Origin of the sequence: Tardiphaga sp. (assembly GCF_044340795.1) — a bacterium.
Lineage (GTDB): Bacteria > Pseudomonadota > Alphaproteobacteria > Rhizobiales > Xanthobacteraceae > Tardiphaga.
The window spans coordinates 1-11,437 of sequence record NZ_JBIISY010000193.1; the positions used below are offsets into that span (position 1 = coordinate 1).

Annotated in this window: 12 protein-coding genes and 1 tRNA gene; 9 read left to right on the forward strand and 4 right to left on the reverse strand. The window is 62.3% G+C overall.

Going from position 1 to position 11,437, the window contains the following annotated elements:
• From ACIQ17_RS24725 to ACIQ17_RS24735, 3 genes are all read left to right on the forward strand, one after another.
• Positions 1-599, forward strand: a 599-nt coding sequence (locus ACIQ17_RS24725; RefSeq protein ID WP_398471903.1) for a cold-shock protein, incomplete at its 5' end; no start/stop codon positions are given.
• A 151-nt stretch (positions 600-750) separates the two neighbouring features.
• The gene (locus ACIQ17_RS24730; protein WP_398471904.1) at positions 751-1,257 is read left to right on the forward strand and encodes a DUF192 domain-containing protein; all 507 of its coding nucleotides are present in this window, start codon (positions 751-753) and stop codon (positions 1,255-1,257) included.
• A gap of 62 nt (positions 1,258-1,319) precedes the next feature.
• A tRNA-Pro gene (locus tag ACIQ17_RS24735) sits at positions 1,320-1,396 on the forward strand.
• Between the two features lie 48 nt (positions 1,397-1,444).
• On the opposite strand, the gene ACIQ17_RS24740 is transcribed toward ACIQ17_RS24735, so the two are convergent.
• On the reverse strand, positions 1,445-2,629 hold the full coding sequence (locus ACIQ17_RS24740) for an OpgC domain-containing protein (protein ID WP_398471905.1): 1,185 nt from the start codon (positions 2,627-2,629) through the stop codon (positions 1,445-1,447).
• 228 nt (positions 2,630-2,857) lie between these two features.
• On the opposite strand from ACIQ17_RS24740, the gene ACIQ17_RS24745 reads away from it, so the two are divergent.
• The 4 genes from ACIQ17_RS24745 (at position 2,858) to ACIQ17_RS24760 (ending at position 7,830) form a co-directional block, all read left to right on the forward strand.
• Positions 2,858-3,163, forward strand: coding sequence for an ETC complex I subunit (locus ACIQ17_RS24745; protein ID WP_398471907.1), 306 nt, complete (start codon positions 2,858-2,860; stop codon positions 3,161-3,163).
• A gap of 131 nt (positions 3,164-3,294) precedes the next feature.
• Positions 3,295-4,899 (forward strand): carboxyl transferase domain-containing protein, encoded by a 1,605-nt coding sequence (locus tag ACIQ17_RS24750; RefSeq protein ID WP_398471909.1) that lies wholly within the window; start codon positions 3,295-3,297, stop codon positions 4,897-4,899.
• 10 nt (positions 4,900-4,909) lie between these two features.
• Positions 4,910-6,904: an acetyl/propionyl/methylcrotonyl-CoA carboxylase subunit alpha gene (locus ACIQ17_RS24755; protein WP_398471911.1), complete on the forward strand. Its 1,995-nt coding sequence runs from the start codon at positions 4,910-4,912 to the stop codon at positions 6,902-6,904.
• Between the two features lie 29 nt (positions 6,905-6,933).
• Positions 6,934-7,830: a hydroxymethylglutaryl-CoA lyase gene (locus tag ACIQ17_RS24760; RefSeq protein WP_398471912.1), complete on the forward strand. Its 897-nt coding sequence runs from the start codon at positions 6,934-6,936 to the stop codon at positions 7,828-7,830.
• Positions 7,831-7,914: 84 nt separating this feature from the next.
• Here the strand turns inward: ACIQ17_RS24760 and ACIQ17_RS24765 are convergent, their stop codons facing one another.
• Positions 7,915-8,262 carry a DUF6481 family protein gene (locus ACIQ17_RS24765; RefSeq protein ID WP_398471913.1) on the reverse strand — a complete coding sequence of 116 codons (348 nt, stop codon included), beginning with the start codon at positions 8,260-8,262 and terminating at the stop codon, positions 7,915-7,917.
• Between the two features lie 386 nt (positions 8,263-8,648).
• Between ACIQ17_RS24765 and ACIQ17_RS24770 the strand changes: the two genes are divergently transcribed.
• A complete protein-coding gene (locus ACIQ17_RS24770) occupies positions 8,649-8,819 on the forward strand; it encodes a hypothetical protein (protein WP_398471914.1) in 171 nt (56 codons plus the stop codon).
• A gap of 72 nt (positions 8,820-8,891) precedes the next feature.
• Positions 8,892-9,362, forward strand: coding sequence for an FKBP-type peptidyl-prolyl cis-trans isomerase (locus ACIQ17_RS24775; protein WP_398471915.1), 471 nt, complete (start codon positions 8,892-8,894; stop codon positions 9,360-9,362).
• A 3-nt stretch (positions 9,363-9,365) separates the two neighbouring features.
• Here ACIQ17_RS24775 and ACIQ17_RS24780 read toward each other — a convergent pair whose 3' ends face one another.
• Together ACIQ17_RS24780 and ACIQ17_RS24785 are read right to left on the reverse strand one after the other, a co-directional pair.
• A complete protein-coding gene (locus ACIQ17_RS24780) occupies positions 9,366-10,337 on the reverse strand; it encodes a TRAP transporter substrate-binding protein (RefSeq protein WP_398471916.1) in 972 nt (323 codons plus the stop codon).
• A 97-nt stretch (positions 10,338-10,434) separates the two neighbouring features.
• Complete coding sequence (locus tag ACIQ17_RS24785; RefSeq protein WP_398471917.1) at positions 10,435-11,343, reverse strand: FkbM family methyltransferase; 909 nt, start codon at positions 11,341-11,343, stop codon at positions 10,435-10,437.
• Positions 11,344-11,437 lie beyond the last annotated feature (94 nt).

An 11,437-nucleotide genomic window follows, 5' to 3' on the forward strand; every position in this document is an offset into this window, starting at 1 on the left:
GAGCGCCGCGTCCGTCGGGCGAGAACCCCGGCAGCGCACAGCGAACCTCTGTCGATCCGTTCGCGAATGAAGGTTCTGCGGTTGATCTCGTCGAGGTCCGCGGCGTCATCAAATGGTTTGATGCATCCAAGGGCTATGGCTTCATCATCCCGGACGATGGCTCGACCGATGTGCTGCTGCATGTCACCGTGTTGCGCCGTGATGGTTTCCAGACCGCCTATGAGGGGGCACGCATCGTTGTCGAATGCGTGCAGCGTTCCAAGGGCTATCAGGCCTTCCGCGTCGTCTCGATGGACGAATCGACAGCGATCCATCCGGCGCAGATGCTGCCGCCGCGCACCCATGTGACCGTCACACCGACCAGCGGTCTGGAGCGGGCCCAGGTCAAGTGGTTCAACCGGCTGCGTGGCTTTGGCTTCCTGAGCTGTGGCGAGGGATCGCCGGACATCTTCGTTCACATGGAAACCCTGCGCCGTTACGGCATGACCGAATTACGCCCCGGTCAATATGTGCTGGTTCGCTATGGGCCGGGATCGAAGGGCATGATGGCTGCCGAGATCCAGCCCGAGGGCGGTACGCCCGGATTCTCGTCGCACTAAATCGCCGGCGAAGCGGGCAGCTGTCTCGCGGACCTCCAATGACGTTCGACTTCACGCGCCTGTGCGGCGCGTTGCTCTGGCCTTGTGCGCCTCGAGCAGGATAGGGTTCGCGCGCCCGGCACGTCGCTCGGGTTGCTCCTGGAATCCATCGATGACCGGCTTCACCCGTTACGCTCTTTCTTCTCCGCTTCGTGGCGCGTTTCTGGCGCGTCTGCTCTTGCTGGCTGGCTTGCTGGTCGGCTCGTCGCTGCTGTGGTCTCAGGCATCACACGCCGCCGAATTGCAGCCGCTGGAAATCGCAACAAAGTCCGGCATGCGGATGTTCTCCGTGGAGATGGCAAAAACCGACGAGGAGCGCGCCACCGGGCTGATGTATCGCAAGGAACTGCCGGATGGCCGCGGCATGCTGTTCGACTTTGCGCCCGAACAGACCATCTCGATGTGGATGAAGAACACCTATATCTCGCTCGACATGATCTTCATCGGTGCCGACGGCCGCATCACGCGGATCGCGGAGAATACCGAGCCGCATTCAACGCGGATCGTTTCGTCCGGCGGTCCGGCGAAGGCGGTGCTCGAGGTGATCGCCGGGACCGCACGCAAATACGGCATTGCCCAGGGCGATCAGGTCGTGCATCCCCTTTTCAGGAAACGTTAGGCAAATAAGCTCCGGAGGAGCCTTGCTGCCCCCACCGTAAGCGTGTATCGACACCGCATTGGCGGGGTATAGCGCAGCCTGGTAGCGCGGCGGTTTTGGGTACCGCAGGTCCGAGGTTCGAATCCTCGTGCCCCGACCATCAGCCCCAACATTTCCCGATCTTTGATCTGACGTCCGCTGGCGGTGGCTATTCCGCCGCCTTGGTGGGCGTTTCCGCCGATTTGGCGGCGTCGGCCGGTGCCGGCTTCGGCAGCGGCTTGTCCTGCTTCTTCGACCACGAGATGTAATAGGCCACGAGGGTCATGATCGTGATGCCGGCGACGCTGACGAAGAGCTGGGCCAGGAACGACCCGGAGGACATCATCAGCTGGAAGTGGCCGACGAAGGACAGGAACACGCCGACGCAGAACACTGCGAGCGACTGCTGACCGCATTTGATCAGCGGTCGGAATACCGGCCATTCCAGACCCTTCCATTCCTTCGGCACGAAGCGTGTAACGAAGAAGGCGATGATCACGAAATGCAGAACGCGATAGGGCGCGAGGTTGGTCTTGTCGTTCGGGTTAAAGGCGTCGAACAGCCAGGTCGGCATGATCATGTGGCCATAGTCGGGGAAGCGCCCGGCCATGGTCATCACCAGCGAGAACAGCAGATAGGCAATGCCGAAATAGAGCAGCAGCTTCGAGCGGATCACCGAGCGCGATTCCAGCGCACCGCCGAGGGCGAACCAGGCGCCGAACACGAACAGCAGCTGCCAGGTGAAGGGGTTGAAATACCAGGTGCCATAGGGATAGGCGGGCAGGTTCCAGCCGAACTGGCGTGCGGCGAAATACAGCGCCAGCGAGGCCAGCATGGTCAAATCGGGCTTGCGCAGCATCATCCACAGCACCGGCGGGAAGAAGCCCATCAGCACGATGTAGAGCGGCAGCACGTCGAGATTCAGCGGCTTGAACTTGAGCAGCAGGCCGTTGGTCAGGGTCTGGATCGGATTGTCCACGAGCCCGGCGACGTTGAATTCGTTGATGATGTCGGGATCGTTGTAGCGTTGAGCCACCCAGCCGATGGCCGCGATATAGATCACGAACAGGATCACGTGGGCCACATAGAGCTGCCAGACGCGCTTGGTCAGGCGTGTGGCGCCGACGATGAACCCACGCTCCAGCATCATCTTGGCGTAGACGAAGGAGGCGGTGTAGCCGGAGATGAAGACGAACAGGTCCGCGGCGTCCGAAAAGCCGTAGTTCCGGGTCGTGACCCAGTTCACCACATTGTCCGGGATGTGATCCAGGAAGATCGCCCAGTTGGCGATGCCACGGAACAGGTCCAGCCGCAGGTCTCGGCCTTTGGGGGGGAGGGTGGCGTGGATTTCCATGGGGACCGCTTCGGAGGCCGGAGGGGAGAAACCTTGGGAGACGCGGAATGCGAAGGTCAGATAGCCAGTTTCGGGCCCCGATTGTCACGATGCCGGGGACCGAATATACACCTTGAAAGCCGTCCAGCGACGGAATCGCGGTATATCTTTCGTGACACGTGGATATATCAGCGGCGTCGTTTTCACCAAATTGTCGCAGTGTCGCATCTTCGAAAGCCGTTGCAAGCCATGACCGCACGTATCTTCAAGGCCGCCAAGAACGCCATGCAGTCCGGCATGGCCAAGACCCGCGACTGGCAGCTCGACTACGAGCCGGAACAGGCCCGGGTGATCGAGCCTCTGATGGGCTGGACCTCGTCGACGGACATGAAGCAGCAGCTTTCGCTGCATTTTGACACCAAGGAAGACGCCGTCGCCTATTGCGAGCGCGAGGGCATTGCCTATCAGGTGATCGAGCCGCAGGGCCGGATCGAGCGCAAAGTCGCCTATTCCGACAATTTTGCCTTCGGACGCCAGGAGCCGTGGTCACACTGACCAGTCCGGCGCCTCCCGGGCATCCCGCCCAAAGTTAGGGTTGCGCGGGCCTCCCGCGCAATGACACGATCCCGTGCCCCGTCCAGAGGGCCGGGCAAAACAAGAAACGGATTTGCAGGAAACGGGAGCCGATGGCCCTTCGCTCAACGCTCGATACCAGTTCGGCTGAGTTTAAACGAAACATCGAAGCGATGCAGGCGCAGGTCGCCGAGCTGAAGGACAAGCTCGGTGCCGTGGCCGGTGGGGGTGGCGAGGCGGCCCGCGCCAAGCACACTGCGCGCGGCAAGATGCTGGCCCGCGAGCGCGTCGATCTCCTGATCGATCCCGGCACAGCGTTTCTCGAACTCTCACCGCTGGCGGCCAACGGCCTCTATGGCGGTGACGTCCATTCCGCCAGCATCATCACCGGCATCGGGCGCGTGTCCGGCCGCGAATGCATGATCGTCGCCAATGACGCGACCATCAAGGGCGGCACCTATTATCCGATGACGGTGAAGAAGCATCTGCGCGCGCAGGACATCGCGCGGCAGAACAATCTGCCCTGCATCTATCTGGTGGATTCCGGCGGCGCCTTCCTGCCGCTGCAGGACGAGCTGTTTCCCGACGAACGCCATTTCGGTCGCATCTTCTACAATCAGGCGCAGATGTCGGCACAGGGCATCCCGCAGATCGCCGTGGTGATGGGCTCCTGCACCGCGGGCGGCGCCTATGTGCCGGCGATGTCCGACGAGAGCATCATCGTACGCAACCAAGGCACGATTTTCCTCGGTGGTCCGCCATTGGTAAAGGCAGCGACGGGCGAGGTGGTGTCTGCCGAAGAGCTCGGCGGCGCCGATGTGCATTCGCGACAGTCGGGCGTCACCGACCACTATGCGCAGAACGACGCACATGCGATCGGCCTTGCCCGCAAGATCGCGGCGACATTCAAGCCGACGCAGCGCGCAGCATGGAATCTGCAGCCCGTCCGTGATCCGCTGTATTCTCCCGAAGAACTCTACGGCGTCATTCCCGCCGATGCGCGCAAACCGTTCGACATGCACGACATCATCGCGCGTATCGTCGACGGCTCCGAGTTCGACGAGTTCAAGAAGCTCTACGGCACCACGCTGATCACCGGCTTTGCGCATATCTGGGGCTTTCCGGTCGGCATCATCGCCAATAACGGCATCCTGTTCAGCGAGAGTTCGCTGAAGGGCGCGCATTTCATCGAGCTCTGCTGCCAGCGCAATATCCCGCTGGTGTTCCTGCAGAACATCACCGGCTTCATGGTCGGGAAGAAATACGAGGCCGGCGGCATCGCGCGTGATGGCGCGAAGCTGGTGACGGCGGTGGCCACGGCGGCCGTGCCGAAATTCACGGTCGTGGTCGGCGGCTCCTACGGTGCCGGCAATTACGGCATGTGCGGACGTGCCTATAATCCGCGCTTCCTGTGGATGTGGCCGAATGCACGTATCTCGGTGATGGGCGGTGAGCAGGCCGCGATGGTGCTGAGCCAACTCCGCCGCGACAACATCGAGGCCAAGGGCGGCACGTGGTCCACCGAGGAAGAAGAAGCCTTCCGCAAGCCGACCCGCGATCAGTTCGAGACCCAAGGCAGCCCCTATCATGCGACGGCGCGGCTATGGGACGACGGCGTGATCGATCCCGCCGATACGCGTCTCGTGCTCGGCCTCGGCCTGTCCGCTTCTGCGAATGCGGCGGTCGAGCCGACGCGCTTCGGCCTATTCCGGATGTGAGGCGAAATCGATGACCAAAGCCATCTATCGCCGTTTCCGCACGCTCCTGATCGCCAATCGCGGCGAGATCGCCTGCCGCGTGATCCGCACCGCACGTGCCATGGGCCTGCGCACTGTCGCTGTCTATTCCGAGGCCGATGCCAATGCGCTGCATGTCGCCGAAGCCGATGAGGCCGTCCTCATCGGTCCGGCGCGCGCCAGCGACAGCTATCTCAACATCGCGCGCATTCTGGCTGCTGCGCAAAGCAGCGGCGCGGAGGCAATTCATCCCGGCTATGGCTTCCTCTCTGAAAGTGCAGAGTTCGCACAGGCTTGCGCCGATGCCGGATTGATCTTTGTCGGCCCGACCGCCGACATGATCACCGCCATGGGCTCGAAGTCGGGCTCCAAGGCGCTGATGGAGAAGGCCGGCGTGCCGCTGGTGCCTGGCTATCACGGCGATGCGCAGGATAACGACACGCTCGCGAATGCCGCGAACAGGATCGGCTTCCCGGTGCTGGTGAAGGCATCGGCCGGCGGTGGTGGCCGCGGCATGCGCGTGGTGCGTTCGGCCGACGAGCTTGCCCCGGCCATCGTCAGCGCCAAGCGCGAAGCCAAGGCAGCGTTCGGCGACGATCGCATGCTGATCGAAAAATATGTCGACAATCCCCGCCATATCGAAGTGCAGGTGATTGGCGACAGCCATGGCAATTTGCTGTCACTGTTTGAGCGCGAATGCACGCTGCAGCGCCGCCATCAGAAGGTGATCGAGGAAGCGCCGTCGCCGACGCTCGATGACGCACAGCGCGAGACTGTCTGCGCTGCCGCGCGAAAGGCGGCAGGCGCCGTCAATTATGTCGGTGCCGGTACCATCGAATTCGTCTCCGATGGCAAGGATGTGTTCTTCATCGAGATGAACACGCGCCTGCAGGTCGAGCATCCCGTCACCGAACTGATCACAGGCGTTGATCTCGTCGAATGGCAGCTCCGCGTCGCCTTCGGTGAGGCGCTGCCGCTGAAGCAGGACCAGATCAAGCTGAATGGCCACGCCATCGAGGCGCGGGTCTATGCCGAAAATCCCGACAAGAACTTCATGCCGTCGGTCGGCCGCATCAGCGCGTGGCGCATGCCGACGGATATTGGCGGCCTGCGCATCGACGCCGGCTATCGCGCCGGCGATATGGTGTCGCCGAATTACGATGCGATGCTGGCCAAGATCATCACCTGGGCGCCGACCCGGGCGACGGCCATCGATGCACTCGGCCGCGCACTTGATGAAACCGATATTCGCGGCATCATCACCAACACGGCATTCCTGTCGAAACTGGTGACGCATCCGGACGTGCGCGCCAACAAGGTCACGACGGGTTTTATCGAGCGCGAACTCGGCGCTCTGACTACTGGCGCCAGCGCTGTCAGCGATCTCGAACTGGCGGCTTCTGTTGCAGGTATCATCGCCAGCGAGCAGGCTGCCGCGCAAAGCGAGCCGTCGCCGTGGCAGACTGCCGGCTGGATGCCCGTTGGCCGGCGCAATCGCCTGTTCAGGTTCAAGCGCGGGCAGGATGAATGGCCGGTGACGCTGCGCTATGGCGGCGGGTCCTCGTCGCTCGTCATCGGCGACCGCGAATTGGCATATGCCTCGACAGCGGCCGGCGATGGTCTGATCGACCTCACGCTCGACGGCGTGCGTTCGCGCATCACCGCGATCGTCGAGGGCCATGAACTCTATGTGCGTACGCGCAATGGGCGTTTCGATCTGCATTGGGTCGATCCGTTCGGCGGCGACGACGAGGAAACCACCGGCGAAGACAAGATCGTTGCGCCGCTGCCCGGCACGGTTGTGGCGTTGCTGGCCGAGGAGGGCGCCGTGCTGGAGAAAGGCGCCGCCATCCTGACACTCGAAGTCATGAAGATGGAGCAGACCCTGCGCGCGCCCTTTGCGGGCGTGCTCAAGCAGCTTAAATGCAAGGTCGGTGACGTCGTTGGAGAAGGCGCCGAGCTCGCAGAAATCGAGCCGGCTGCCTGATCTTCCCAGGATATGTAGATTGGAATGCAATGAGCGATCAGGTTCGGATCATTGAAGTCGGGCCGCGCGACGGCCTGCAGAACGAGAAGGCACAGGTCAGCGTCGCCGACCGCATCGCGTTTGCGCGTGGCCTTTTCGAAGCGGGGCTGCATACGATCGAGGTCGGCTCTTTCGTCTCGCCCAAGGCGGTCCCGAAGATGCAGGGCTCCGACGAGGTGTTTCGCGGCGTCGGCGATCTGCCCGGCGAATTCCACGTTCTGGTGCCGAACGAGAAGGGCTATGAGGGCGCAAAGGCTGTCGGCGCCAAAGTGATCGCCGTGTTCGCCTCGGCGTCCGAAGGTTTTTCGCGCGCCAATATCAATTGCTCGGTTGCGGAATCCATCGAGCGCTTCAAGCCGGTGATCGAACGCGCCAAAGCCGATGGCATCCGGGTGCGCGGCTATATCTCCTGCGTGCTCGGCTGTCCCTATGACGGCGAGGTCGCATCAAAGGCTGTCGTAGACGTGGCGAAGACCCTGTCCGATCTCGGCTGCTACGAAGTTTCGCTGGGCGACACCATCGGTGTCGGCACGCCGACCAAGGCGCGCGAATTGCTCCGGGCTGTGTCCGGGACCGTCGCGATGAACCGTCTGGCGATGCATTTTCACGATACCTATGGCCAGGCGCTGGCCAATATCTATGCCGGCCTGGAAGAGGGCTGCCGCGTGATCGACAGCGCTGCGGGCGGCCTGGGCGGCTGCCCCTACGCACCCGGCGCCACGGGCAATGTCGGTACCGAGGATGTCGTCTACATGCTCGAGGGCATGGGGATCGCAACCGGCGTCGATATGGCCAGACTGCTCGCCGCCACCAATGGGATCGCCCAGGTGATTGGCCGTCCGCCCGTCAGCCGCGTGGCGTCCGCACTAAACGCCAAGGCACGATAGGCACCGCGATAGGCACGTTGCTGAAAGCAGGAACGGGCCGGTGCAAAGCACCAGCCCGTTCAGCGTTTCGATCGTGGTATATTGTTACTTCTTCCGGGCCTTGCGAGCCGCATAGCGTGCGTCGCGGGCAGCCTTCTGTTCGGCCTCGAGGACGGCCTTCGCGGCCTCTGCTTCTTCCTTCTCGCGGGCGATACGAGCGACCTCGGCAGCAGCTTCTTCGGCTGCGCGAAGCTTCTCGGCGGCCTTTTCAGCTTCCCGCGCAGCTTTCTTTTCGGCCTGGGCAGCGGCCTGAGCGGCGCGCTCGGCCATACGGGCCTTCACTTCCGGATCATCGACGCCCGGCGCTGACTTGAACTTGGCCAGAATATTTTTGCGTGCGTCCTGAGCGGCCTTTTGACGGTCGGCGAAGCTGGGTGATTTGAATCCGCTCATGAACGAGGCCTTGTCGCTTTCTCTTTAGAGGTTGGTTGGGTTGGTTTCGGCCGCAGGTCGGGCAGTTGCCGGACGGGCCGAAACACCGCAGCGGTTTACAGCGCGCGGCGCTGCTATGCATCAACAAATTGCGAAAACCAGCATTGCGTGACGGTGCTTGGGGACAGATTCGGGCCATATGGCGTCGGCCTCGGCGGTTACCGGCGTTCTCGGGTGTCATGAGTTCGACTCGCAACCGTCCGCAATTCGCCATGAACGGGGCAGTTGATCGGACCTCGACAGGGGCGAGGGCCGGGAGTGCGACACTGAACCTCCTCCGTCATCCGTATGACTGACCGGAACCTTCTCCGATGCGAGGGGTTTGCAGTAGCTACCGGGAGTTTTCAATGCAGGCAGCACTCGATCGCGTTTTCCGCAGCTTTTCGCTCAAGCCTCCGACGTCGTGGACGGAGCAGTTGCAGCGAGAGGCCACTCGCGAGGATGCTGAAGCGCTGGCCAAGCGTTTATTGGGCAATTTCAAGTCGCAGCTCGCCAGCGGTGCAGACCGCCCCCACTGATCGTGCCCTTGCACACGGTCGCCATCACGGGGCATAGCTGGGTTCCCGCCCATCCAGCCTGCAGGACATACCATGAGAAGCCTTCCCCGCGTCGTTGCCGTTTCCGCTCTCGTGTGCGGCGTGATCGCAGCGTCCGATGTCTCCCAGTCCGCAGCCATTGCTCAAACCAAGCCGGCGCAAGCCGCAGGAAAAACCATGACCACAGCCTCAGGCCTCAAGATCGAAGACACCCAAGTTGGTACCGGCGCGACCCCGACGCGCGGCCAGACATGCGTGATGCACTATACGGGTTGGCTCTACGAGAACGGCCAGAAGACGAAGAAATTTGACTCCTCGGTGGATCGTAACGAGCCGTTCGAATTCCCGATCGGTGCCGGCCGCGTCATCAAGGGATGGGACGAAGGTGTCGCGACCATGAAGGTTGGCGGCAAGCGCACGCTGATCATCCCGCCAGATCTCGGCTATGGCGCTCGTGGCGCCGGCGGCGTCATTCCGCCGAATGCGACCCTCATCTTCGAGGTCGAACTGCTCGGCGTGAAATAGGCGTCAGGTCTGCGCGATCCTGCGCAGCAACACACGTGACGCATCCTCGCCGGCATAGAGGTCGGCGAGGGGCGCGGCTTTCGCAATGAACGGCGCCTTGTCCGGGCGGACAAAGGTCACGCCCATCTGCAGCACGTCGGCGCGCGCCTTCTCCTCAAAGGCCTCCCACAATTTATTCATGTGATGATAGGACGCCGTGGCGGCCTCGCGCAGAATATCGCGCTGGCGCGGTGTGAAGGCATTCATCCGTTCGGCACCGACAAGCAGCACATCGGAAATCATGGTGTGCTCGTCGAAGGAATAGTGCGTCGCCACCTCGCCATGCCGGCCAACAATCAGTGCCACGACGCTGTTTTCGGCGCCATCGACGACGCGGGATTTCAGCGCCACATAGACATTGCTCCAGGCGAGCTCGACGCCTTGTGCGCCGAATAGCTGCAGCAATTTTGTCATGGTGATCGACGGCTGGATGCGGATCTTCATGCCCCTGAGATCGTCGGGATGATTGATCGGCTTGTTGCCGTAGAAGCTGCGCGCGCCGGCGTCGTAATAGGTCAGACCAACGAGCCCGGCCGGCGTCGTGGTTGCGAGAATATCCCGGCCGACATCGGCGCTCGTGACCCGCAACCAATGATCGCGATCGCGCAAGGTGAAAGGCAGGTTGAGCACCTTGTAGGCGGGGTGGAAGCGCTCCAGCAGGCTGGCGCTGACTTTGAGGAAATCCAGCTTGCCCGCCTGCACCTGCGAGATCAGGTCGCTCTCCTGGCCAAGCTGGCCATCGGCAAACAGCGTGATGTCGAGTTCACCCTGTGAGCGCTCGCGGGCGAGATCGGCAAAATGCTGCATGGCCGGATGCACCGGATGCGTCGCTGGCAATCCATGGGCCAGTCGCAACTTCAGTGGCGCAGCGCGCAGCACGGCCGGGCAGGCGACGACCAGGCCGGCGGTCAGAACGAGGCGGCGCCGAGACAACATGGATGAACCCGCAGGACTGTCCAGGACGGAATGGCTGGGAGCGTGATGCAGCGCGCGTGAGGGCGCTTCGGCAATAATACGCCTGATCGGCAGGCGTTTAAAGTCTTGTTCCTGCCACTTTCGGTCGTTGTGCCTGCAACTGGCCGACATAGCGGTGCTTGCCGTCGGGTGGGATCGCGCCACGGGCGGCCAGGTGATGGATACAGTTCAAGGCCAGATCGAACGAGCCGTAGCAATGATGCGCGATCAGCGCGAGATGTTTGAGCTGCTCGCTATCCATCGCTTCCGCGTCGATGAAATTACGGACATAGACAACGTCGGCCTCGACAAGCTGATTGATAGCGGCTGCGGGGTCTGGGCCGAGCATGGGGGCGATCATCTTCTTATTGATCGCTGTAAATGCGTGCGGCACGAAGCCGAGCCCACGCAGTTCGAGGTCGATATCGCCGAACACCGGCTGCTTCTCGTAGAGCGGAACGAACGAGACTTCCGTCTGAACGGCAACCGCCTTCGCGAGCTTGCTCCGCCCGTTCCGGAAGACGGAGAGTTCGCCACCTTGGATATCGATCTTCAGGAGATCGATGGCCTTGATTTCAGCGATCTCGTCGAGGCGACGGGTCTGCAGGGGAAGCCGTTCGATGACGCGGCCAAGTTCGCTGAAGTTCGGAAAATGCGTCAGCGTCTTCGCTTCGGGCTGCAGCAGGCTGGCGAAGCCGATACCGCGGCAGATATTGAGTGTGTGTTCTGCGCCGTCGCCGACTGCATAGGGAAGATAGGTTTCCTGAGGGCTTTTGCGCTTCGCAAGCTCGGCGATCGCAGCGGGATGCGGATCGAAACCGGTCACGCGGCAGAGCTTTTGCTGCATCATGCTCTTGTAGGGCGGATCACCGTCGATGGGATTGGCGCCGATATCGACGACCTCGGTGAGCCGCCCCGGCTGCAGGAGGGCCGATAGCCCGTCCTGACCCGGCCGCTGTCCGATGTCTGCTGGTGATCTCTGATTCATCGGCCGGACATTGGACGGGGCGGGAAACCCGTGCCCCGTGTCATGTCGTCGCGCCCCTGGCCCTTGGATCGGGGAACGATGATCCGGCTCAGTA